This window comes from Nostoc sp. NMS2 (genome assembly GCF_017115105.1).
In the GTDB taxonomy this organism is placed as follows: domain Bacteria; phylum Cyanobacteriota; class Cyanobacteriia; order Cyanobacteriales; family Nostocaceae; genus Nostoc.
In genome coordinates this window covers 46649-69776 of record NZ_JABXKH010000157.1, presented here as the reverse complement: position 1 = coordinate 69776, position 23128 = coordinate 46649, and the positions used below count along the sequence as shown (strand labels likewise).

21 protein-coding genes and 1 pseudogene are annotated in these 23128 nt (G+C 42.6%); 14 read left to right on the top strand and 8 right to left on the bottom strand.

All coding sequences use genetic code 11. The features are described from left to right. Window positions 1-114 precede the first annotated feature (114 nt). A complete protein-coding gene (locus HWQ36_RS28360; RefSeq protein WP_292709033.1) occupies window positions 115-645 on the bottom strand; it encodes a hypothetical protein in 531 nt (176 codons plus the stop codon). Between the two features lie 175 nt (window positions 646-820). On the opposite strand from HWQ36_RS28360, the gene HWQ36_RS28355 reads away from it, so the two are divergent. The 4 genes from HWQ36_RS28355 to HWQ36_RS28340 all read left to right on the top strand — a co-directional run bounded on the left by HWQ36_RS28355 (window position 821) and on the right by HWQ36_RS28340 (window position 4288). Then, the gene (locus HWQ36_RS28355; RefSeq protein WP_292709031.1) at window positions 821-1612 is read left to right on the top strand and encodes an FHA domain-containing protein; all 792 of its coding nucleotides are present in this window, start codon (window positions 821-823) and stop codon (window positions 1610-1612) included. Between the two features lie 222 nt (window positions 1613-1834). Continuing rightward, complete coding sequence (locus tag HWQ36_RS28350; protein ID WP_292709029.1) at window positions 1835-2188, top strand: hypothetical protein; 354 nt, start codon at window positions 1835-1837, stop codon at window positions 2186-2188. Between the two features lie 96 nt (window positions 2189-2284). Further along, entirely contained in the window at window positions 2285-3796 is a 1512-nt protein-coding gene (locus HWQ36_RS28345) for an AAA family ATPase (RefSeq protein ID WP_273762402.1), read from the top strand. A 141-nt stretch (window positions 3797-3937) separates the two neighbouring features. Further along, window positions 3938-4288 carry a DUF1257 domain-containing protein gene (locus HWQ36_RS28340; RefSeq protein ID WP_012407317.1) on the top strand — a complete coding sequence of 117 codons (351 nt, stop codon included), beginning with the start codon at window positions 3938-3940 and terminating at the stop codon, window positions 4286-4288. Window positions 4289-4418: 130 nt separating this feature from the next. On the opposite strand, the gene HWQ36_RS28335 is transcribed toward HWQ36_RS28340, so the two are convergent. Then, window positions 4419-5246: a hypothetical protein gene (locus HWQ36_RS28335; RefSeq protein ID WP_292709026.1), complete on the bottom strand. Its 828-nt coding sequence runs from the start codon at window positions 5244-5246 to the stop codon at window positions 4419-4421. Window positions 5247-5484: 238 nt separating this feature from the next. On the opposite strand from HWQ36_RS28335, the gene HWQ36_RS28330 reads away from it, so the two are divergent. Continuing rightward, complete coding sequence (locus HWQ36_RS28330; RefSeq protein ID WP_292709024.1) at window positions 5485-5871, top strand: hypothetical protein; 387 nt, start codon at window positions 5485-5487, stop codon at window positions 5869-5871. A gap of 98 nt (window positions 5872-5969) precedes the next feature. Here the strand turns inward: HWQ36_RS28330 and HWQ36_RS28325 are convergent, their stop codons facing one another. After that, on the bottom strand, window positions 5970-6263 hold the full coding sequence (locus HWQ36_RS28325) for a DUF5678 domain-containing protein (protein ID WP_292709022.1): 294 nt from the start codon (window positions 6261-6263) through the stop codon (window positions 5970-5972). A gap of 70 nt (window positions 6264-6333) precedes the next feature. After that, window positions 6334-6916, bottom strand: a pseudogene (locus tag HWQ36_RS28320) (Uma2 family endonuclease). A gap of 70 nt (window positions 6917-6986) precedes the next feature. On the opposite strand from HWQ36_RS28320, the gene HWQ36_RS28315 reads away from it, so the two are divergent. The 5 genes from HWQ36_RS28315 to HWQ36_RS28295 all read left to right on the top strand — a co-directional run bounded on the left by HWQ36_RS28315 (window position 6987) and on the right by HWQ36_RS28295 (window position 10711). After that, entirely contained in the window at window positions 6987-7667 is a 681-nt protein-coding gene (locus tag HWQ36_RS28315; RefSeq protein WP_292709020.1) for an NAD(P)-binding domain-containing protein, read from the top strand. A 101-nt stretch (window positions 7668-7768) separates the two neighbouring features. Beyond that, on the top strand, window positions 7769-8515 hold the full coding sequence (locus HWQ36_RS28310) for an SDR family oxidoreductase (protein ID WP_292709018.1): 747 nt from the start codon (window positions 7769-7771) through the stop codon (window positions 8513-8515). Between the two features lie 6 nt (window positions 8516-8521). Beyond that, window positions 8522-9469, top strand: a complete 948-nt coding sequence (locus HWQ36_RS28305; protein WP_292709016.1) for a gluconolactonase — start codon at window positions 8522-8524, stop codon at window positions 9467-9469. 157 nt (window positions 9470-9626) lie between these two features. Next, entirely contained in the window at window positions 9627-10175 is a 549-nt protein-coding gene (locus tag HWQ36_RS28300; RefSeq protein WP_292709064.1) for an antibiotic biosynthesis monooxygenase, read from the top strand. A 149-nt stretch (window positions 10176-10324) separates the two neighbouring features. Next, a complete protein-coding gene (locus tag HWQ36_RS28295) occupies window positions 10325-10711 on the top strand; it encodes a CVNH domain-containing protein (protein WP_292709014.1) in 387 nt (128 codons plus the stop codon). A 333-nt stretch (window positions 10712-11044) separates the two neighbouring features. Here the strand turns inward: HWQ36_RS28295 and HWQ36_RS28290 are convergent, their stop codons facing one another. The 3 genes from HWQ36_RS28290 to HWQ36_RS28280 all read right to left on the bottom strand — a co-directional run bounded on the left by HWQ36_RS28290 (window position 11045) and on the right by HWQ36_RS28280 (window position 13859). Then, window positions 11045-12670 carry an NAD(P)H-quinone oxidoreductase subunit 4 gene (locus tag HWQ36_RS28290; RefSeq protein ID WP_292709012.1) on the bottom strand — a complete coding sequence of 542 codons (1626 nt, stop codon included), beginning with the start codon at window positions 12668-12670 and terminating at the stop codon, window positions 11045-11047. Between the two features lie 535 nt (window positions 12671-13205). Next, complete coding sequence (locus tag HWQ36_RS28285) at window positions 13206-13484, bottom strand: hypothetical protein (protein ID WP_292709010.1); 279 nt, start codon at window positions 13482-13484, stop codon at window positions 13206-13208. Window positions 13485-13730: 246 nt separating this feature from the next. Then, entirely contained in the window at window positions 13731-13859 is a 129-nt protein-coding gene (locus tag HWQ36_RS28280; RefSeq protein ID WP_292709008.1) for a hypothetical protein, read from the bottom strand. Window positions 13860-14002: 143 nt separating this feature from the next. Here HWQ36_RS28280 and HWQ36_RS28275 point away from each other — a divergent pair, with 143 nt between their 5' ends. From HWQ36_RS28275 to HWQ36_RS28260, 4 genes are all read left to right on the top strand, one after another. Then, window positions 14003-16555, top strand: a complete 2553-nt coding sequence (locus HWQ36_RS28275) for a CHAT domain-containing protein (RefSeq protein WP_292709005.1) — start codon at window positions 14003-14005, stop codon at window positions 16553-16555. A gap of 340 nt (window positions 16556-16895) precedes the next feature. Then, window positions 16896-17882 (top strand): DUF928 domain-containing protein, encoded by a 987-nt coding sequence (locus HWQ36_RS28270; RefSeq protein WP_292709003.1) that lies wholly within the window; start codon window positions 16896-16898, stop codon window positions 17880-17882. 177 nt (window positions 17883-18059) lie between these two features. Next, the gene (locus HWQ36_RS28265) at window positions 18060-20918 is read left to right on the top strand and encodes a CHASE2 domain-containing protein (protein WP_292709001.1); all 2859 of its coding nucleotides are present in this window, start codon (window positions 18060-18062) and stop codon (window positions 20916-20918) included. Beyond that, window positions 20915-22243 (top strand): response regulator, encoded by a 1329-nt coding sequence (locus HWQ36_RS28260; protein ID WP_292708999.1) that lies wholly within the window; start codon window positions 20915-20917, stop codon window positions 22241-22243. Before HWQ36_RS28265 ends, HWQ36_RS28260 begins: the two co-directional genes overlap by 4 nt. Window positions 22244-22635: 392 nt before the next feature. Here HWQ36_RS28260 and HWQ36_RS28255 read toward each other — a convergent pair whose 3' ends face one another. Continuing rightward, entirely contained in the window at window positions 22636-23112 is a 477-nt protein-coding gene (locus HWQ36_RS28255) for a DUF1499 domain-containing protein (protein WP_292708997.1), read from the bottom strand. Between the last annotated feature and the right edge of the window lie 16 nt (window positions 23113-23128).

Genomic DNA, 23128 nt, shown 5'->3' with positions numbered 1-23128 from the left:
CAGTGGAGAGCGCGTCCCCCTTGGGAATTATCGCAAGAAAAAGTCAGAGGTGGATAAATATCATGAATATAAAGGTTTTGAGTTTCGCATCGGTCAAAAAACCCCAGTCCTAACTCAAGACTTTGAAATTCGATACTGCTGGGCAATGTAATAAAACAAACGATAGTAATCTTGAAATTCTTGGCTCTTGCTTCGTCCCTGCCAACAGTATTTTACTTGATCCTGAGTTAGTGTCAGTGTCATAGAACCTATTCCTCGATCAACTTCTACAACTAGCACCCCAGATACTCCTTGGGCGGTTTGAAAGTTGGGTTTGAGCTTTTTCACTGGCTCTTGCTCTGTAACAATCGAATCCAGTAGCTGCTGACTTGCCCACCCGCGAATTTCCACCGTTTTGTTTTGGGGTGAAATAAACGCAATTCCATCACCATTTGCTGGGCCTGCTGAAGAAGTCCAGTTACTCGGATATGGAAATTCAAAGCCATAACGGGAGTTGCTATAAGTTTTCCATGCGATCGCTCCAGCGTTAAAATCATTTGCAGTACAACCCCAAAGAATTACTAACAGGGCAATAACCCCGCTAATGCTTCTGGCAAACCGATAAATTCTTCGCCCCAAACTATAGATTTTATTAGCAGTAGCCATTTACATTACACATTTTGCCAAAGTCACTGATTTTATAGAAATACCAGAAACTCAGATCAATACCTTGCACTGAAAGAGCGCTCATTAAAAATTAAATATTCTTTCAGGATATTTACCATTCTCTTTTGACTCTTCAGTAGAGAAGCTTATAAAGAGTGCTTTATCACACATTTTTATGTACAGTGTATCTCACACAGCCGAGCTAACTTTGGAGCTTTTTCACTTCCAAACCAACACATCTTTGCAATTTCCACCAAATCTTTCTGTAATTTCCATTGGTAAGCCAAACGACCAAAAACCACCAGATATTGATATTTCTGGCTTACCAGATTCGGATGTGGCATCTCGCATCCACGCCAAAATTTGGGTGAATAAGGACGAATACCATATTACCGATTTGGGCAGTTCTAATGGTACATACATTAACGGTGCAAAACTTCAACCTCAAGTTTTTTTTCCACTGCATCCAGGAGACAGAGTTTCACTTGGGCAGGGAGACAAAATAACTTTTATGTTTAGGGTGCAGCAACACTCTGCATCTGCCACAAAAAATCCTACACCAAACTCCGCGCCAACAAAAATTACAGTACCTAACACCAGTCAAGAAGAGGAAGATCGAGTCATCCTTGCTAGCAAGCTTATTGGCTTAGGGCTAATCCTAGCAGGCATTACATTTTTAAGTACAAGCATTTATGTGAGCGTTTACTTACGCAGCACACCTGGAATTTTGCTGTGTATGGGAGGTGTAGTAGCTCTAAATTGGGGTGGACGCGATAATCGTAAACTGGGATGGGTATTGATTGGCATCGGAATTGCTCTATTCATCGCCAGTGGTGTTGTAATCGGCTCGGTGTCCCTTTTTTCTATGCTGGTGTCATTCGCTGGCATCTCCTGTGGATATCAGTTGTTTACAACTGGAAAGGTGTTCAACTTTAATCCGCTTACGCTCCAAATAGTTAAAAAGTAAGCCAAGTTAGGCAATCATTAAATTAGCGATCGCTAATTTCCATCAAGGTTTCAGGTTTTGAGTGCCTAAAAGCCAGCTATTTATCACTCAACAAACAGCATTTCAGCCCCAACTGTAAATAAATGTAACAAAAGTGGCGTTAAAACGTTTTGCTGTCTTGACAACCAATAGAAGAACCGATAAGTTGATATACATACCCGGGTAAGACCGTTAAAGAGTTATATGCAAACGCAAACTAAGCAAAAGGTCACTTTGTATTTATCGCCAGAGTTGCACAGAAAACTGAAGATTCGTTCAGCAATTGATTCCGAGCCAATGTCAGAACTTGCCGAACGCGCTCTTGGTTTTTATCTGTCTCATCAAGAATTGGTTGACGAGTTAGAAGATTCTTCTTTTGGGCGAACTCATAGAGTTTATTCATGCCCAACTTGTGATAGCTCATTAGTCTTACGTGATGGGGAACTGGTTACTTTGGGCAATCAACCAGGAATAGTTGGTCAAGAGCATCTTTCTATCGATGAAATGGATGAAGATGAAACCAACCCCAAGGGTGAGGAAGAGTTAGTTCCTTGCTAGATAGATAGGAATTATGGATTATTCATTCATAATTTGGTTGTCTTTACCAGAAGCAATGTCTCTACTGTCTCTATAAGGTCTCAAGTGGGTCGAAGTATGAAAGAAGAGCTCAATATCCTAATTCAAGCTCAATACCCTTTAATCTACCTTGTGACCTCCGAGGAAGAGCGGGCCGAGCAAGCAGTTTCCACGATCGCTCAGTTGTTAAAGCCCCAACGCCGAGTATTTGTTTGGACAGTAACACACGGGATTGTGGAATATGGTCAACCCCGAAATGTCACCCAACATAATACCGTGTCTCCAGAGGCGGCCATTGAGTGGATAATTCGCCAGAAAGAACCAAGTATATTTATTCTTAAAGATTTACACCCCTTTATAGATGCGCCTGCAACAAACAGATCGTTACGTGATGCGATCGCTAGCTTTAAAGGTACGCAAAAGAACATCATTTTGATGTCCCCGATGCAACAAGTACCTATAGAGTTGGAAAAAGAAGTTGTTGTTATCGACTTTACGCTGCCAGATATGGCAGAGTTGAATAAAGTACTAACTCAGCACGTAGACCAAAATCGTGGTCGGCGGTTGACAACAGAGGCTAGAGAAAAGCTTCTCAGAGCAGCTTTGGGTCTAACTAAAGATGAAGCTGAGAAAGTCTACCGAAAGGCGCAGGTGACTACAGGGCGTTTGACGGAAGATGAAGTAGATATCGTTTTATCTGAGAAAAAGCAACTAATTCGGCGCAATGGCATCTTAGAATACATTGAAGAAGATGAAACCATTGATGCTGTAGGTGGCTTAGAAGAGTTAAAAAGATGGCTCAAGCAACGCTCTAATGCTTTCACAGAAAGAGCGAGAGAGTATGGTTTGCCTCAACCAAAGGGGATGTTAATTCTAGGGGTTCCCGGTTGTGGTAAGTCATTAATAGCCAAAACTACCTCCCGGCTGTGGGGTTTACCACTGTTGCGGCTGGATATGGGGCGAGTCTACGACGGCTCAATGGTGGGACGAAGTGAAGCAAACTTGCGGAACGCCCTGAAAACAGCAGAATCTATTTCCCCAGCGATTTTGTTTATCGATGAATTGGATAAATCCTTTGCTGGTAGTGGAGGTTCCTCTGATTCTGATGGGGGGACTTCAAGTAGAATTTTTGGCTCTTTCCTCACATGGATGCAAGATAAGAAATCACCAGTGTTCGTGATGGCAACTGCCAACAGAGTAGAACGCTTACCTGGCGAGTTCTTGAGGAAAGGACGCTTTGATGAAATTTTCTTTGTGGATCTGCCAACACCAGAAGAACGGCAGCAGATTTTCAACATTCATCTGACCAAGCGCCGTGAAGACATCTCTCGATTCGATCTTGAGCAACTAGCCAAGATGTCTGACGGATTTTCTGGGGCAGAAGTTGAGCAAGCGATCGTTGCGGCAATGTATGAAGCTTTTGCCCAAGATCGGGAGTTCACCCAACTAGATATTATTGCTGCACTGAAGGCAACATTGCCGCTGTCTCGAACGATGCAAGAACAAGTAACGGCTCTGAGAGATTGGGCCAGACAGCGCGCCCGCCCCGCAGCATCCTCCGTAGCTGAATATCAGCGAATGGAGTTTTAAAAGCTTTCCTCTGCCATCCCAGGGGGAAAGGCTAGCTGAAAATGCTAGCAGTTATAAGAAAAGCCGCATCCTGTTAAGCGCGGCTTCGCCCAAAACAAACCGTTGTCGTTTTTCTCAATCTTCTCATTGGAGGAAACCCAAATGTCTCACTTTAGCACCCTGCGTACCAAAATCACCGATGCCGAAATCCTCAAAGCTTCTTTGCGCGACCTCGGTATCAGCGTAAAGACTGAAGCTGATGTCCGTGGTTATAACGGTCAGCGTGTCCGTTCTGACATCGTTGCTATGTTGGATGGCGAATATGACCTCGGCTGGTCTCGCAACAGCGATGGTTCTTTTGACCTAATCGCTGACTTGTGGGGAGTTGCTAAGAAGCACAACCAAACCGAGTTGATCAACTCAATCAACCAAAAGTATGCTGTTAACAAAACTTTGGCTGAAGTAAAACAGCGCGGTCTGCAAAACGCCAATGTGAAGTTGGTATTGCAATAACAATTTCTCTGCGCGTTCCCAAAGCTGCACGGGTTAACCATATAAATAGCGGTTAGCCCGCTTTTTTATCGGGACTGAGATGTATTTCTCAGTCCCTATTTTAATAGTTTATGCCAGTTAAAAAACCAAATCATGTCAGCGAGAGTAAATTGAAGTCTCCAAGAGTTAATAATTCTTTGGCAAAGGGAGAACGCTCACAATTAGTAAATCCCAGTTTTAAATAGCTTCCTCTAAATTCCTGAAATCCCGGCCTATTATTGAGAATAATATAAGGATTGAGAAATATTTTGGAACTTCCTCCATAAACAACATAACCGTAACCAAAGCAATTAGAATCTTCATATCCATAGGGAATGAAGCGACTTATAAGAAGATAAATTTTCTCATTTTTGTAGACAACCAATTCAGACAGATTATCATAACCTGCTGTTTCATAATCTTTGTAAGAACCAGAGGCTATTAATAAAATAGGACGCTGTTCTTTGATAGCTCTAGTTAGTACAGGTAATCGACTAGTGTTTATTGTCAATTCATCCCCATCTTGTGCGTCAAAATGTGAACAGTAGCCTGCTTCTTTAGCTTTATGAATTTGAATATAAGTCGGGCCATGTAGTGTCGTAAATTTTGGTTGGTTTGCTACGGTTGTATTGTTTAGAATTGGTTTATAGTAATCAATAGCTTGCTTCTCTAACTTTCTGAGAATCCCTGTTAAGTCTAGGATTGTAGCTAATAAATCTTCTGTGACAACACGGTAGCGGATGTAAGCATTTTCAATAGCCTCAAACTGTCCTTGACGATGATGGTTTATATGACGGCTTTTCAAATTACGCGAAAGCCCAACATACATAACTGGAGAACTACTATTACCTACGTAATAAATGCCAGGTTTTGCTGGTAGTTTTTTACGTTGGATGTAGGGTAAAACTGGCATCTCCTTATAATTGAGATTCAACTTCATAATTTTCTGTTTCTCCTAGTGATCATAAAATTTGACCACTAGGTTAGTTTGCCCATAATGTCTGCTTCAAACTCTCATACCTTAAGATTTTTTACTACCAAACTTGACTTAAATCTAAAATAAACCCAGGTAATAAAGCTTCACAGCATAGTGTCTTAAATTACATTCTTCATTTATGCCCCTGAAACACATAATTACTAATTGCAAGTGAGAATAGAGAGGAGTATTTACAAGAGTTATGAGTACCCAAATCATCATTAACCTGCCAGACGAAATTTACCAACGTGCAGAACGCTTTGCACGGTTGGCAAATCGTGATGTCGCCAGCATTTTAGTAGATACCATTCAACTTTCAATTCCGCCCGTCAGTGGAGACATCACCGAACTTGAGCCTGTGTTTGCCCTTTCTGATCAACAAGTCCTGATGCTGACCGAACTGCAAATGGAATCTGAACAGGATGCCCGGTTGAGCGAACTGCTCGATCGCCAACAATCAGGGACTCTTAGTGAAGGCGATCGCTCAGAGTTACAAACCCTGATGCAGGTCTATCAAGAAGGACTTTTAAGAAAAGCTACTGCGTTAAGCGAAGCTGTCAAACGTGGGTTGATTGAACCCTTAAGCTAGTGAGCCAAATTTCTGAAGAACTCCGGGCGCAGATACGGATACAGGCTAATCACCAGTGTGGTTATTGCCTTAGTCTCCAAAAGTATGTTCTGGGAATTTTAGAAATTGAACACATCATTCCCAGAGCCGCAGGTAGTACTGACGACGCTGCGGAAGTGAATTGGTAAAATCTCTATAGAAGAAGTGCGACGAGGAACTAGGTAAATTAAAAAAGGCTGTTTTGCAGCATTACCTAATGCTAAGACTTCGCGTAAGTTTTCACTGTGAGCAATTATTCCATTTGCATTGTAAGCAATATATTGATTTTTATATAAATCTAATAACATCTGGCGGTTACGATTCAACCACTTGAGCATTTCATCTGTTTCTCTTTTAGAGGGTGTTGTGTTCATATATTTAATTTTGTCCGTGGATGTGAAATATTTCTAGCACTATTTTTAATCGTCTGTTGCAAGATTTTAACTACCAAATCTGACTTAAATCCAAAACAAAACCAGGTAGTAAAGGTTCACAGGAAAGGGTTTTAGGGTTATCTAATACCTCAACCGCAATATTAGGACGATAAATAAAAACTCGCCGTTGTTTTCTATCAATTAACCAACCAAGTTGCGTCCCATTATCAATATACTCTTGCATCTTGTCTTGCAAAATTTGCAAGCGATCGCTCTCTGAACGCAATTCAATCACAAACTCAGGACAAATCGGTGCAAACTTTTTTCGCAGTTCTGCTGGTATCGCTTCCCAGCGATCGCACTTTATCCACGCTGCATCAGGCGATCGCACCACCACTGGAACCAAATCCTACACCTGTGCCATCTTGCTTTGTCCAAATACCCAACTGAACAATAATGTCAAAGTTATGTTGATCAGTTTCGGAACCAGTAGGGGGCATAATCACTAATTCTCCCACAGCATTACGTTCGATGCGAAAGTCGTGGTTTAGTTGACAAAACTCGTAAAACTGATCTTCAGTTAGTGCGATCGCAGGTTGCAATTGCAAAACCATTGGTATAATTTCTGTGGCTACAGGTAAGTTGGTGGTCATAATTGCTTTGTGGCTACACCTGCTTTAACTATAATCTTTTCACAATCTACAGTGATATGAGGGTTCACTCATGAAGATTGGAATTATTGGCAGTGGAAATATGGGACGCTCTCTAGGTATACTCTGGGCAGAGCAGGGGCATGAAGTATTTTTTGGCTCTCGTGATGCCGAAAAAGCAAAAGCAACAGCAGAGTTGGCAGGACACAGAACGCAAGGTGGTACAAATGATCAGGCGGCGGCGTTTGCTGATGTAATTTTATGGACAGCACGCAACATTATGCCAAAAGAGTTGCTTTCTAATCCTGAAGTTATTGACAGTAAAATTATTATTGATTGTAATAATCAGGATATTCCTGAAGGATTTGCTTATCCACCAATAGTAGAATCCCTAGCTGAAAAGCTTGCTAAAAATGTACCGAATGCTCGGGTGGTAAAAGCTTTTAATACGATGGCGCAGGAAGTCTTTGAGTTAGCACCTGAACCACTAAAGGATTATGGAGTTTCTGTTTTTGTTGTAGGAGACGATGAGCAAGCTAGAAAAACAGTGATGGGGCTTGCTGAAGAAATCGGATTTTTAGCAGTAGATTCTGGTGTTTTACGTAATGCTCGATTGGTAGAAGGCTTGGGAGATTTTATTCGCCTGATTATAGGTGGTCAAAAACAAGGTGTTTATGCAACTATCTCTGTCAATGTCTTACCCACAGCGTCAGGACAACGCTTAGGTGGACGGCAAGCTTCGAGTTTGAATTAAACCTAAGTAGTCTCATTGATTGAATACATTGCTGCAATCAACTTGCTTAATTTATCGTATCTCAGTACAGTAAAATCAAAAGCAGTTTCAAGGTCATAAAAATGACGACTAAAAAAAGGATTGCTGTGGTAACAGGCAGTAATCGAGGGCTAGGATATTCTATTTCCCGTCAATTATCCCAAATTGTCAACCGCGTAATTCTGACGAGTCGTAATGAAACAGATGGTCTTGCTGCTAAAGGGCAGCTTACCAATAAAGGGTTTGATGTTGATTATCACACGCTGGATGTCACGAATGATGAAAGTGTGCAACACTTTACTAAGTGGCTACGTGAAACTTATGGCAAGGTAGATATTCTGGTCAATAATGCAGGCGTAAATCCCACAACTAAGCCGGAGGAATCCAGCTTACTAACTGTGCAACTGGAAACGATGCGATCGACCTTTGAAACCAATGTTCTAGCGGTACTCAGAATTTCTCAAGCATTAATTCCGTTGATGAAAGAACAAAACTACGGTCGCATTGTCAATATCTCAACGGAAATGGCATCTTTGGTATCAGTTCCCACTGACTACTACCCTTTAGCGCCATCCTATCGACTCTCGAAGGTAGGAGTAAATGGATTAACCGTGATTCTTGCCAAGGAACTCCAAGGTACTAATATTCTTGTAAATGCCTATTCTCCAGGTTGGATGAAGACAGACATGGGGGGAGATAATGCCCCGTTCACGGCGGAAGAAGGAGCCGAAACTGCTGTCTATTTGGCAACGCTTCCAGATGGAGGAGCGCAAGGACTATTTTTTGCAGAGATGCGAAAGTTTGGTGGCCCTATTCAATTACAATGGTAGGTTAATATGGGAAATTCCGCAGGTTTACCGTCTATTTACGCAGATAAGCCGATTGAATTAGCACCTGCTAAAATTATTACCTCGTTCCCGGTCAATACTTTTTTGGAAAATCTAGCGATCGCACCAGATGGCACAATATTTGTAAGTAATCACGAAGTTGGCGAGATTGTTCGCATTACCGCAGATGGCAATCAGCAAATTCATGCCACTGTTCAAGGCAAAGTCAGTGGTCTTGCTTTTACTGCCAATGGCGATCTGGTGACAACAGGCTGGAATGCTGATTCTATACCTGTGGTTTCTCTAGTTAAAAATGATGGCACGGTGGAAACCTTGCTGACACTGCCAGATGCTATATTTCTTAATGGGATCACTCTACTTTCTGGCACTGAGTATTTGACAGCAGATTCTTATCGTGGTGCAATTTGGCTAATTGATATCGCTCAAGGCTGCGGGTCAATTTGGCTAGAACATCCAATGCTTGCTCGTAGCAGTTCGGATAATGTTACTCCGGCTGCAAATGGTTTAAAGCGTTTTGGTGATTTCCTCTACGTTTCAAATACGGAAAAAATGTTGCTCTTGCGGATTCCCGTTGATAGCACTAATAAACCAGGTGAGCCGGAAATTTTTGTTGAGCAGACCAATATTGATGACTTTGCATTTGATGTAGAAGGCAACCTTTATGGAGCAACGCACATTTACAACAGTGTGGTACGAATTGCGCCCGATGGTAGCACAACTATCATTGCTCAAGCTGAAGAAGGTGTAATTGGTAGCACAGCCGTGGCTTTTGGTCAAACTGATGGCGATGCCTTTGGCAACGTCTTCGACGAACGCACCGCGATTTATGTTGTGACTAATGGTGGAATGTTTTTACCTCCGCCTACAGGTGTCGTTCCTGCTAACGTTGTTCGGCTTGAGGTTGGAAAAGCTGGATATCCGAATTTTAGATTTTAAATTTTGGATTTTGAATTGAAAAGCTTTCGACTGAGCGCTCACGCCGAAGTCCAAAATTTAAAAATGTTTCACAGCAAGCAAATTGATACTCGCTCTGCGAAAATCAAGCTACGTGAAAAAATCTAAAATCCAAAATTGATTGGCATAACTAATGGAGATGGAACAGGACGATCAATTTGTAACCGTGGTCATTACACAAGTTGTCAAACCAGGATGTGAAAGCGCTTACGAGACTTGGTTAAAAGATATTACCAGTGTTTCCAGAACCTATGTAGGGCATTTAGGAACAAATGTGATTCGCCCTCAACTGGGCGTGCGAAATGAATATGTGATCATCTTCCGGTTTGACGGTTATGAAAATTTAAAGGTGTGGATGACATCGCGCGATCGCGAATACTGGCTCAATCAAGGTAAGCATTTGGTTGAATCTGACCCTTACGTTCAACAAATCAGTGGATTAGAAGCTTGGTTTTCTCTTCCTGGTCAACCACTGAAAACTCCACCACGTTATAAAACAGCCTTGCTGACTTGGGCTGTTGTATTTGTGTTGATTAATATTTTGAGTAAGTTTCTAGTCCCTCTGCTTCGCGGTTTACCACCTTTGATTGTTTCGCTGATCGTTACCATTATTATGGTTGTACTTTTGACCTATGTTGTCATGCCCAGAGTCAGCCGTTTGTTTAGTTGGTGGCTATATGCTAAATAGGAAAATTACTCTTTGCGTAGTGTCTCGTAGAAAAAGCATCTCTATCAGGTATAGTTAAAAACTATTAAATTTAAGTAGATAAAAATACGAAAGTATAAAATGTTATCTTGGTTAGTTTAACCAATTATCTACTTGAGGACAGAGAACTAATGCTGAAAATTTTTGCAGCTTTTTTTTGTGCTATCTTTCTGAGCTTTAATTTAGTCATCAATAATGCTTGGGCAACAGGTCAATTTTCTCAGACTTGTGAAAATATTAGTGTTAATGGCTCAACCCTAACAGCTACTTGCGAAAAAGCCGATGGATATACTCCTTCTACAACTTCCATTAACTTAAATCCATATATCGCCAATCTTGATGGAACCTTAAGCTGGGATGGAGAGCAATTTGCTCAGACTTGTGAGAATGTTGGTTTAGCTGGTGCTAGCAGACTCCGTGCTGAATGTGAGAGAGCCGACGGACAGACATATTTAGGAACATACATTGATCTTAATGAACACATTACCAATATTGACGGAACTCTCAAGTTTGAATAGTTTTTAACCATACAGTAGGGGCAATTTATGAACATAGGTGTCAACTTAACGTAGAAGCTAGGATTGGCAAGCTTTCGAGATTGTGCCCTCACCCCCAACCCCTCTCCCAAAATTGGGAGAGGGGAGCAAATTCTCCAGTTCCCCTTCTCCCAAGTTGGGAGAAGGGGTTAGGGGATGAGGGCAAAACCTTGAAACAAAGCAGATTTTCCCTTAAGTTGACACCAATGATTTATGAATTGCCCCTACGTATGGATTCAGAAATGCCAAAATTTTAGGGGTGGTTACAAAACCACCCCTTTATTCCCTTAATATTTAGAATTTACTTGCAGCCCCTTAATGGGAAGTTAATCTATTCAGAAATGTTAATCTTTCAACTTGAGAATTAGCCAATGTTGGTGCAGAGAAAATCCGCGAGTACAAACTTGATGGTTGCTGATGAGCAACAATTGGTAAAACTTGACGAGCATGGGCGGCTAATTCCACTGCCTTCACATCATAAGTCTGCGTTGCCAATTTAGGATAGAAACCAATTCCGATGATTGGCAGCAGCAAACAAGCGGTAATAAATATTTCGCGGGGTTTGACATCAGATATTACAGCATCCAAGTGCAACTCTTGACTTTGGTCGCCGTAAAATACTTGACGCAGCATCGATAGTAAATAAATCGGTGTCAAAATCACACCAACTGCTGACAGCAGCACAACTACAACTTTAAAGCTAGAACTGTAAACATCACTAGTGGCGATACCGAGAAATACCATCAACTCACCCACAAAACCACTCATTCCGGGTAAGGCGAGAGATGCCATTGAACCAATAGTAAACAGAGCAAAGGTTTTAGGCATTACCTTGGCCATACCACCCATTTTATCCATCATCAAGGTGTGGGTGCGATCGTAAGTCACGCCAGACAGGAAGAATAAGCTAGCAGCAATCAAGCCGTGGGAAACCATCTGTAGCACTGCCCCGCTTATACCCAGTTCTGTGTAGGAGGCAATTCCAATCAGCACAAATCCCATGTGGGCAATTGAAGAGTAAGCCAAACGCCGTTTGAGATTGGTTTGAGCAAAGGCACAGCAAGCACCGTAGACAATGTTAACTACACCCAAAATTGCCAGTACTGGGGCAAAAGTCACATGGGCATTGGGCAACATTTCCACGTTGAAGCGGATGAGAGCATAACCGCCCATTTTTAACAACACACCAGCCAAAATCATCGAACCGGGTGCTGATGCTTCACCGTGGGCATCAGGTAGCCAAGTGTGTAAGGGGAAAATTGGTAACTTCACACCGAAGGCAATCAAGAAACCTGCATAAACCAACAATTCCAAGGTTTTGGGGTATTCTTTCATTCCCAGAGTCGCCATGTCGAAGGTGATGGTATCTCCAGAGAAGACAAGTGCAAAACCGGCAATCAAGATAAATATTGATGCGGCGGCGGTGTAAAGAATGAATTTGGTAGCCGCATAACGGCGGTTTTGTCCTCCCCAGATGGAAATCAGCAGGTAAACCGGCACTAACTCGATTTCCCACATTAGGAAGAACAATAGCAAATCCTGAGCGACGAATACGCCAAGTTGGGCGCTATACATCGCTAACATCAAACCATAAAATAATCGCGGCTTGGTGGTAACTTTCCAAGCCGCGAAGATTGCGAGGGTATTTATTAAGCCTGTTAGAAGCAGTAAGGGCATCGATAAACCATCAACCCCCACAGCCCAATGCAAACCTAACTGCGGTATCCAAGGATAGTTTTCTACAAGTTGCAGTGTTGAACTCTGAAAGTCGTACTTATACCAAAAAGCATAAATCATCAGTGCAAAGTCAGCGATCGCAACTCCCAGACCATACCACCGCACAGTTCTACCTTCTTTGTCTGGGATCAGGGGGATGGCTAAGGCAGCCACCAAGGGTAAGAGGATTATGGCTGTTAGCCAGGGAAATTCAATAGCATTCATCACTTCTGACAATCAATTTGCCTTCTCACTTTTGATTTCATTATATTAAGGAATATATACTTTTGTAAACTGTCTTGAACTCTAGAAGATGGAATCTTAACTATTTACAAGAATATATACTCATTGAATGTCAAATTATCAGGATAATAAGAATAAATACTTATCGTATTTTGCCGCTTTCTATTCTAGATGTAAACTTTTGCAACGTCAAATAAAGCCACCGTTACAATACAGTTACATTTTCTAGTGAAGTTTATTGTCAGTTGACATAAAATATTAACGCAGCTATAATTCCATGCTGCGAAACTTTGGATAAGTTGTTCATCCCTTAATTCAGCAACGCCGATAATCGTAGGTTGGGTTGAACGAAGTGAAACCCAACAAACCTATATAGACTAGAGCCACAGTCTATGAAAATGTATAAATAGGATTTGCTTAATTATAGGACTTACGCACACTCCACAAATTCTTCTCTTCTCTGCAATAAATTAAGCTTTTTGGCAATTTTTGCGTAAGTCCTAAATTACTGAGTCCGTTATGAATACTGAATTTTTGATGCAATAATACCAATCAATACAGCAAGACCTAGCGCTCTACGAAAATAATTAACGCCTTGAAATAATTCTAGCCACGCCCAAGTAAACAATGAGCCATTTGCTAGTACATCTAAAACTGTATTGATTTTACCACTAGTAAAAATTAGAGTGAGTAGACTGGTTACTATCCAAACAATCAGTGGTAGGTTTGGCATCTGAGCTAAGACAATTTTGCCATCGCTGTCACGGAAAGTTTTATCAACTAATGTATTTTCCATTATTTGAAATTGCTACCTTGCTATAAATGATTAACTTACAGAAACTATTGGATGGTCTATTGAGAATAGGCTTACATTTAGTTGTAAATTCCTTAATGATATTAAAACATCTAAGCAAATCTCTTTCCAAGCATCTAATTGCTGAGATTATGACTATGTTGAAAGGCATACTCACACTAACAATATATCTGTCGTAAGAATGAATGCAATTTGGAGCAGTGAAGATTTGGGATGTCCACATCGTGATTATTTGGAAGTACGGGATGCCGGGCGATTAAACGGATTACGGATTCGTTGAATTCGCGTGGCTGCCAGTTCTTCGCTAGCGATCGCAAAATAAGATTGGTCGAAGATTTCGACATCAGACGAAAACACAGAAATTCAGTACAGTATTTAAGTTTTATACGATCGCTCAACAAATAACGCTCGGTGAAAGCTGGAACTGATAGATTGCATGACTAGTTGGGCAATATTTAAGTGAGTGCTGTGACTCTCCTTTAAGGTATTAGTAATTATTTATGGCTTTCCCAATCAAAGAACGTCGTTGGCTATATATTGGTCTGAGTATTTTGAGCTTGTGTTTGGCAGTGACTATTACTCCTGCTAAAGCATCTGTGCAAGTATCAGCAAAATCTACTCTGAATGCCCCAGCATCCACTAACCAGATAGAACAGGGACGAAACCTCTACCGTTCAGGACGCTTTGCAGAAGCCGTGATGATTTGGCAAACGGCAGCACAAGACTACCATACTCAAGGCGATCGCCTTAACGAAGCCCTAAGCTTAAGTTACCTTTCACTCGCACAACAGGAACTTAACCAATGGAAAGCAGCCGAAGAGTCTATTGAGCAAAGCTTAAAACTGTTACAAACCTCTATTCCTTCTGCTGATGCGATTCTCTGGGCACAGGCACTTAATACCAAAGCAAATTTGCAATTGCACAATGGCAAAGCCGAAACTGCTCTCGAAAGTTGGCAACAAGCTCAAAAATATTATGAACAAGCAGGCGATACAATGGGCAGCTTGGGTAGTCAAATTAACCAGGCACAAGCTTTACAAAGTTTGGGATTTTATCGCCGTTCTAAACAGCAGTTGGATGAGCTAAATCAAAAGCTAGGAGCAATGCCAGATTCGGAAATTAAAGTTAATGGGCTACAATCGTTTGGTTTAGCCCTGTTGATGATTGGCGACTCTGGCAAGAGCCAACAGGTGTTAGAGCAAAGCTTAGCGATCGCTCGTAAAATTGAAACTACACCTCAGTTGAGTTCCATCCTACTAAGCTTAGGAAAAACTGCCGTAGACTTACAAGATCCAAAGGCGGCATTAGATTACTTTGAACAAGCAGAACAGGTAGGTACAAATCCAGGCGATCGCTTACAGGCACGTTTAGGACGTTTCAAACTTTTCCTCGACTATGACAAGCCGGAATTGGCTACCCCACTCGCACCTCAACTACTACAACAACTTGCAGAACTGCCCCCCAGTCATACCTCTCTCTACGCAGCAATTAATTTTGTTGCCTCACTGAATCGGCAGTCAAATTCTAGCCAAATCATACCACTGAAAGACCTGGCGCAACTCATGGCAGTCACAGTCAAGTCTGCACAGCAGATCCAAGATGCTCAAGCAGAAGCTTACGCACTGCATCAGTGGGGAAAACTCTATCGTCGGACACAGCAGTTATCACAAGCACAGGAGTTAACTAAGAAATCCCTCAACATTGCGCGTCAACTCCAAGCTGAGGATATCATTGCTCAATCGGCTTGGCAGGTGGGACAGTTGTATAAGGAACAGGGCGATCGCCCAGAAGCAATTACTGCTTATACTGAAGCGGTCAAAGCTTTAAAGTCAATCAGGGGAGATTTAGTTTCAGTCAACCCCGATGTTCAGTTCTCTTTCCGTGAAAGTGTGGAGCCTGTTTACCGAGAACTTGTAGGTTTGCTCCTAGATCAGCAACCCAGTCAAGCAGAACTGATGGAAGCTCGTGACTTGATTGAAGCACTCCAAGTTGCAGAACTCGATAACTTTTTCCGGGAAGCTTGTTTAGATACATCTCAGCAGATTGACCAAATTGACCCCAATGCAACTGTTGTTTATCCGATTATCTTGCCAGATCGCCTAGCAGTAATCCTTTCTAAAACTGGACAACCGTTGCGTTACTATGTGACAAAAAAATCTCAAGCCGACATCGAACAAACTCTAGAAAAATTATTAGTTGGCTTCAATCCTGTCTCCGATTCCCAAGAGCGCGATCGCTTGTCCCAAGAAATATATAGTTGGTTAATTCGTCCTGCCGAAATGGATCAAGCTTTGAAAGATACCCAAACGCTAGTATTCGTTTTGGATGGTCGATTACGTAATATTCCCATAGCAGCTTTGTATGACGGTAAGCAATATCTGATCGAAAAGTATGCTGTTGCTCTCTCACCAGGAATGCAATTGATGAGTGCGCGATCGCTCCAACAAAATCACATTAATGCGATCGTCGGCGGTATCAGCCAATCTCGTAATGGCTTTAGTGCTTTGCCTGCCGTAGAATTAGAAGTTAAGCAAATCTCGAAGGCAGTTCGATCTTCGATGTTGCTCAACCAGCAATTCACTAGTCAAGCCCTTGCCAGTCGCGTCAAATCTAGTAACGCCGATATTGTCCATCTGGCGACCCACGGACAGTTTAGCTCCCGCCTTGAAGATACCTTCCTACTGACTTGGGATGGAGAAGTCAACGTTAAGGAATTGTCAGAACTCCTCAAAAATCGGGGTAGCGAGTCATCGAAAGCAATTGAGTTGCTAGTACTGAGTGCCTGTGATACAGCAGCAGGTGACGATCGCGCTGTTCTTGGACTAGCAGGCTTGGCTGTCAAATCTGGTGCCCGCTCAACCATTGCCACTCTCTGGCCCGTCAAAGATAAAGCTGCCGAGATGCTGATGACGCGCTTTTATGAGCAATTGCGACAGCCCAAAATCACTAAAGCCGAAGCACTGCGACAAGCCCAAATCAACTTAATCCGCCAAACTGATTTCCACGATCCTTTCTTTTGGTCTGCCTTCGTTTTGGTTGGTAACTGGTTGTGAAGGAGGCAGGGGGCAGGGGGTAGGGGACAGGGGGCAGGGGATTGGAATTTATCTTTTGCTCTCTAACTCCATCTAATTCCAAAGCACCAAATCGGAGATTTGGTGAGGGATTTAAATTGCGAGCTTTGCCCTACTTTCTGTATCTTCTTTTATTTGCGTAAATTTACTTATAAACTACCTGGCATTTTGCGCAAATTTTTACGGTAAAAAAGTCAAGTTTCGTTTATATTTCTATTAGGTATTGAAGCCTTTGACTCTTAGATGAAAGGATTTTCCAGCTTTTTCCCACAATCAGAATAAATGTATTTAGTATTACTTTTCTCAAATGAGGTGCTACATCATGAAACACCGATATTTAGCTAGTGCATTAAGCGTCATCGCTCTATTCACCAGTACTACATTGAACAGTGCCTATGCTGTTACATTTACCCCACCAATCAACAATGGCGCTCCCAGCCAAGCGACCGGAGGAGCTTCTCGTGGTAATTTCTTTATCCCTGCTTCTAGCAAAAGCGCTCCCAGCCAATCAACAGGAGGAGCTTCTAGAGGCAATCTCTTTACACCTAGTGCCAGCAAAAGCGCTCCCAGACAATCAACAGGAGGAGCTTCTAGAGGCAATCTCTTTACACCCAGTGCCAGCAAAAGCGCTCCTCAACAGGCAAGTGGAGGAGCTTCTAGAGGCGACCTTTTTACACCCAGTACTGGCAAAAACGCTCCTCAACAGGCAAGTGGAGGAGCTTCTCGGGTTGGTACTTACTACTTAAATCCTTCAACTGTAGGTGCAGCAGGCCCAGCAGCCCTAATCGCACTCCTACCCCAAAGCTTCTATGGCACAACAGTGTCTGAACGTCCCACAATTCTGGTATATCTCCCTGCTTCTAATGCAGAAGAAGCTGTGTTCAGCCTCAAGGATGAAGCTGGCAATACACAGTATCAAATGACCATTCCTGTTGCTCTTAAAGCTGGGGTAATTGCTGTCAAATTACCAGTCGAAGCACCAGCTTTAGCAGTTGGAAAAAACTACCATTGGTTTCTAGCTGTCAAACTTGATGGACAGCTTGGCCCAAATACGCCTTATATCGATGGTTGGATTCAACGCATCCAGCCTAATGCTGAACTGACAACAGCAATGGAGCAAGAAGATGCTCTAAAGCGGGCGGCAGCTTTCGGTAAACATGGCGTTTGGTATGACTGCGTGGAAACACTTGCAGTCCTACATAGCGCTCAACCCACCAATTTAACTCTTAACAAGCAATGGGAAGAACTACTCTCCTCAGTTAGCTTGAAGGAGATTGTCACAGTTCCGTTATTAGTATCTACGAACTAATTTTGGGCATGGGGCATTGGGCATTGGAAAGAGACAAGGGAGACAAGGAGGAGGGGGGAGACAAGGGAGAGATTTATTCAATGATTCCCCCTTGTCTCCCTTGTCCCCCTCATTCCCCTCATCTCCCTACTCCCCTGCTCCCTCTCACTACTCCCTACTCCCTACTCCCCAGTCACCATGTGGCGCAGATTCCAAACCTTTATCCAACAGACTCGTAGCGTTTTGATTATTACTCCCACTGTTGCCCTGACTGTCATTGTCGGGCAATCGTTGGGATTTTTCAATTTGCCTGAATGGAAAATTCGTGATGAATGGGTTCGTCAGCGATCACAGGAGACGATCGCAGATGAAATTGTGATTGTCACAATCGATGAACGCGATATTCAATCGGTGCGTAAATGGCCAATTCCAGATTGGGCATTAGCAAAGTTACTAGAAAAGATTCGGGCGCAGCAACCCAGAGCCATCGGACTGGATCTCTATCGAGATTTACCGGAGGGAAGCGGACATGAAGAACTTGTAAAAATCTTCCGCAGCACTCCTAATTTGATCGGCGTTGAGAAAATCACTGGTGAGCGCGTCAATCCGCCACCGGAGTTGAAGAAACTCGATCAAGTAGGGTTAGCAGATTTGGTGTTGGATGGCGATCGCTTTGTCCGTCGCGCCCTCCTGACGGCAGTTGATGCCAAAGAGCAAAACACGCTCAAAGCTGGGCTAGCAACTCTTGTAGCGCTCAAGTACCTAGAAGCTGACAAGATTACCTTAGAAAGTATTGACCCCAAGCAGCAAAAGTTTCAGTTGGGTAAAGCAATTTACATACCACTAAACAATCAAGAAGCAGGCTACTCTGATGCTGATTCAGGCGGCTATCAAATTCTGCTCAATTGGCATGGAACAGACGCGGCATTTCGGACAGTTGCCATGCGCGATGTCTTAGCAGGGAGAATTCCAGCCAACCTCATGCGCGATCGCATGGTATTTATTGGATCAGCGGCCGCTAGTACCAATGACTTCTTCAACACACCCTTCAGTTCCTCCTGGATCTCTGCCCAAAAAACGATGCCTGGGGTTGTTGTCCATGCCAATATTGCCCATCAACTGGTGCAAGGGGCAAAAACAGGGAAGACAAACCTGTACGGCCTTTCTGGCGGGGCTGTGTCGCTCTGGATTATCTTATGGTCTGCGATCGGTTCTAGTGGTAGTTGGTTCTTATCCAGTCGTAGGCTGCGGATTCTTGGTGGCAAAATTCTCTGGGCAACTATAGGCATCTGTGGTGTGTTTGTGGGGGGTGGCTATGGGATATTTTTACATGGCATTCTGATTCCAGTCACACCCGCTTTAGCCGCATTCATCAGCAGTGTGATTGCAACAACAAATGCCTATAAACAGAGACAGTTAGAAGAAGCAAATCAGCAGCTAGAAATTGCCAATGCTCAACTATTAGATTATTCCAAAACTCTGGAGTTCAAAGTTGAAGAGCGAACTCATGAACTGCTTGAGGCCAAGCAAGCTGCTGATGCTGCTAACGAAGCAAAGAGCGAGTTTTTGGCAAATATGAGCCACGAACTACGCACACCGCTTAATGGCATCCTTGGTTTTGCTCAGGTGCTAGAAGTATCGCCAAATATGACAGAGAAAAATCTGGAAGGTGTCAGCATTATCCACCAATGTGGCACACACCTGCTGATGCTAATCAATGATATTCTCGACCTTTCAAAGATTGAAGCTCGGAAATTAGAATTGGTTGCGACTAATATACATCTGCCCACTTTTTTGCATGGTGTCACTGAAATTTGCAGTATCCGAGCAAAACAGAAAGGGATTTCATTGAATATTTTAATCAGCGATCGCCTACCAGTTGCCATTGAAGTTGATGAAAAGCGACTAAGGCAAGTTTTGATCAACTTACTAGGTAATGCTATCAAATTCACAGACAACGGTAGCGTCAACTTCAAAGTAGATGTCATGAGTCATTCGTCATTGGTCATTGAGCAAGAGTTTAAACAAATGACAAATGACAATGAACAAATGACACATCAGAAGATTCGCTTCCAGATTGAAGATACAGGTATTGGGATGTCATCAGACCAACTAGAGAAAATCTTTTTGGCTTTTGAGCAAGTAGGTGAAGCAGGGCGGAAATCTGAAGGGACTGGCTTGGGATTAGCAATCAGTCAAAGAATTGCGGCATTGATGGGCAGCCAAATTCAAGTACAGAGTCATCTGGGTGAAGGTAGTCTCTTTTGGCTAGATTTGATAGTACCAGTACCAGTTTCCCATGACTGGCAAATAGAAGCAATGTCTAAGACGGGCACAGCAGTAGCCCCAACCCATCAGAAAATCACCGGAATTCGGGGTACTGCGCCTCAAATTCTCATTGTCGATGATGATACTAACCACTGTTTGATGTTGACCAGTTTGCTCCAAGAAATTGGCTGTCAAACCCTGGAAGCAAGCGATGGCAAATATGCGCTACAGATGGTAACTGAACATCACCCGGATGTGATTCTCCTTGATTTAGCTATGCCTAACATGGATGGCTTTGAGTTAATGGTTCATTTACAAGAAAATCCACAAACTCGTTCTATTCCAATTATTGTCTCTAGTGCCAGCGTCTTCGAGGAAAGTCGGCAACGGAGTTTTCAGGCAGGGGCCACAGCATTTTTGCCAAAACCTCTGCAAATTGATGAACTATTTAATGCACTGCGTTCTGCCTTCGAGGCAGCAGCGAAGCTATCGCTGCTAAAAGTGGAGTGGATTTACGATCAATCCACACCTCAAAAGTCATTTTACCAGCCTGAGCAGAAAGCTGATGCTGAATTGGTTCTGCCATCACAGGATGTTTTACAACAACTTTATCATCTGGCAATGATGGGAGATATTCTGGCAATTGAGGGAATCATAAAAGAGTTAATTAAGCAAGACGGTCAGCTAACTCCTTTCGCAAATGAGTTGAGCAAATTTACTGTCAACTTCCAAACCGGAAAAATCCGTAAGTTCCTTAAATCTTTTGTAATAACCGAGTCACGTCAATGATGATCGAACCTCTCTTAAAGCCAATGCATATCCTTTTGGTAGATGACAATCCCAACAATCTTAAAGTGCTATCAGAAGCGATTCAGGGATATGGCTGGAAAACACTGATGGCAACCGATGGAGAATCCGCCATCGAACAAACAGAATACGCTGCTCCCGATCTTATTCTCCTAGATGTCATGATGCCCGGTATTGATGGATTTGAAACTTGCCGCAGGTTGAAAGCTAATTCCATCACTCAGAATATTCCGATCATTTTTATGACTGCCTTGGCCGATGCCACAGACAAAGTGAAAGGGCTGGAAATTGGTGCAGTTGATTATATTACCAAACCCTTCCAGCAAGAAGAAGTCATTGCTCGATTAAAGTTACATCTGAAAATCTCCCATCTTACCCGTACCCTCGAACAAAGAGTGCAAGAACGCACCGCCGAATTAACCCAATCTCTCCAACAGTTACAAAACACCCAACTACAACTAATCCAGAGTGAGAAAATGTCCACTCTTGGACAACTTATTGCAGGGATAGGTCATGAGATTAATAACCCGATTGGTTTTATTAGTGGAAATTGCTCTCATATTGAGGGATATGTCAAGGATCTCCTACGTTTAGTAAATCTCCAACAGCAAAAGCTACCACATCCAGACCCAGAAATTGAAGAACTTGTTGAAGAAATTGACTTAGAGTATCTGGTTGAAGATTTACCAAAAATTCTGAGATCAATGGATCAGGGAATTAGTCGTTTGAGGGATATCAGCCTTTCTCTAAGAACCTTTGCTCGATCTGATATCTCATCTATGGTAGAGTTTCAGATTCACGAAGGAATTGATAGTACCTTAATGCTATTAAAACATCGGCTCAAAGACCAAGGAGAACGCCCTATAATCGAGGTTGTCAAACAATATGGTGAGTTACCTCCAATCTCTTGCTATCCCGGACAACTGAATCAGGTATTTATGAATATTGTCGCCAATGCTATTGATGCATTTGATGACCTCTATCAAAACCGCTCAGTTCAGGAAATAGCTACTGCTAACCCTTACACCATCACGATCGCTACATCAGTCCAGCATCAGCAACAAACCGTGACAATTTGCATCGAAGATAACGCTCTTGGTATGCCTCCTGAAGTGCAAGCTAGAATTTTTGAGCCATCTTTTACAACTAAGGCTGTGGGAAAGGGAACTGGGCTAGGATTAGCTATTAGCTACCAAATTATTATCGATAAACACAATGGACAAATCAACTGTTCGTCAATTTCTGGTCAGGGAACGAAGTTTATTATTACTCTAGCAACTTCAGTAGACCGAAAAGTTCTGCGTTAGCGTTCGCGGAGCGTCTCGTAGAGAAGCTCACCGTTCGCGTAGCGTTCCGTTAGGAAAGGTATCGCTTTAGGGTAGTGACCTGTAGGATCAGATTTGTGCCGAATAAACTTTTATACTTTCATATAACCAAAATTTATAAAGACAATCTAATTGAAATGTCCTCATAAGTTTCTCAAACTTTTCTCTTATCATCTTAACTTTAAGAATCAGAAACATTGACAAAAAGGCGAAGGCTAAAAACTTTTTAATGCGACAGATGTATAAATGCTTAATAGCTGATAATAAGAACTTTAGTTCTTGACTTTCAAGCACTAAAGTCCTTACTCTACGGGTTTGTTAGTCGCTCATGGAGGAAACCACCAAGACCGCGCGAACTCACTACAAACCACAAATCAAATTTTTAAATCACGCAGTGCCAGACGAATTTGCTCCAAACGTCTGCGGTTTACACCAAAATCCGAGTCTCCAAGACGTGATGCCGAACGCAGATGAATTACTGACTCATTAGCAGGGAAATAAAACTCGACATCATCCACAAATTTGAATATCCGACTCTTAGAAAGAGCATGGATGTAATTATCTGTCTGTTGGATAACCTCTGTACGTGGAACAACACTAAGAACCTTGAGTAAAGTTGCTCGTGCTGTATTGAGGTCTACATGATATGCGATCGGGTCAATGCTATGTTTGGAATCAGCATCTTGACTGACAGCACAGTTCGGAGAAGGGGGACAAGGAGCAAGATGACTATTGTCAACTCCCAAGCTAGAAGTGGCCGCCCAGGTGGCAGCAGGAAGTATGAAGATGCTAGTCAGGCTGAAGAATATTACAAAGATAATACTCCACAGAAGTCGTTGCACGTACTTCATTTCCCCGTTCACAGAG

Coding starts and splice junctions, on each gene's coding strand:
- HWQ36_RS28335 (WP_292709026.1), bottom strand. CDS start 5,246: ATGAAGTTGAATCTCAATTATAAGGAGATGCCAGTTTTACCCTACATC.
- HWQ36_RS28350 (WP_292709029.1), top strand. CDS start 1,835: ATGCAAACGCAAACTAAGCAAAAGGTCACTTTGTATTTATCGCCAGAG.
- HWQ36_RS28260 (WP_292708999.1), top strand. CDS start 20,915: ATGATGATCGAACCTCTCTTAAAGCCAATGCATATCCTTTTGGTAGAT.
- HWQ36_RS28340 (WP_012407317.1), top strand. CDS start 3,938: ATGTCTCACTTTAGCACCCTGCGTACCAAAATCACCGATGCCGAAATC.
- HWQ36_RS28330 (WP_292709024.1), top strand. CDS start 5,485: ATGAGTACCCAAATCATCATTAACCTGCCAGACGAAATTTACCAACGT.
- HWQ36_RS28355 (WP_292709031.1), top strand. CDS start 821: ATGTACAGTGTATCTCACACAGCCGAGCTAACTTTGGAGCTTTTTCAC.
- HWQ36_RS28270 (WP_292709003.1), top strand. CDS start 16,896: ATGAAACACCGATATTTAGCTAGTGCATTAAGCGTCATCGCTCTATTC.
- HWQ36_RS28300 (WP_292709064.1), top strand. CDS start 9,627: ATGGAACAGGACGATCAATTTGTAACCGTGGTCATTACACAAGTTGTC.
- HWQ36_RS28305 (WP_292709016.1), top strand. CDS start 8,522: ATGGGAAATTCCGCAGGTTTACCGTCTATTTACGCAGATAAGCCGATT.
- HWQ36_RS28310 (WP_292709018.1), top strand. CDS start 7,769: ATGACGACTAAAAAAAGGATTGCTGTGGTAACAGGCAGTAATCGAGGG.
- HWQ36_RS28275 (WP_292709005.1), top strand. CDS start 14,003: ATGGCTTTCCCAATCAAAGAACGTCGTTGGCTATATATTGGTCTGAGT.
- HWQ36_RS28345 (WP_273762402.1), top strand. CDS start 2,285: ATGAAAGAAGAGCTCAATATCCTAATTCAAGCTCAATACCCTTTAATC.
- HWQ36_RS28255 (WP_292708997.1), bottom strand. CDS start 23,112: ATGAAGTACGTGCAACGACTTCTGTGGAGTATTATCTTTGTAATATTC.
- HWQ36_RS28315 (WP_292709020.1), top strand. CDS start 6,987: ATGAAGATTGGAATTATTGGCAGTGGAAATATGGGACGCTCTCTAGGT.
- HWQ36_RS28285 (WP_292709010.1), bottom strand. CDS start 13,484: ATGGAAAATACATTAGTTGATAAAACTTTCCGTGACAGCGATGGCAAA.
- HWQ36_RS28325 (WP_292709022.1), bottom strand. CDS start 6,263: ATGAACACAACACCCTCTAAAAGAGAAACAGATGAAATGCTCAAGTGG.
- HWQ36_RS28265 (WP_292709001.1), top strand. CDS start 18,060: ATGTGGCGCAGATTCCAAACCTTTATCCAACAGACTCGTAGCGTTTTG.
- HWQ36_RS28295 (WP_292709014.1), top strand. CDS start 10,325: ATGCTGAAAATTTTTGCAGCTTTTTTTTGTGCTATCTTTCTGAGCTTT.
- HWQ36_RS28360 (WP_292709033.1), bottom strand. CDS start 645: ATGGCTACTGCTAATAAAATCTATAGTTTGGGGCGAAGAATTTATCGG.
- HWQ36_RS28290 (WP_292709012.1), bottom strand. CDS start 12,670: ATGAATGCTATTGAATTTCCCTGGCTAACAGCCATAATCCTCTTACCC.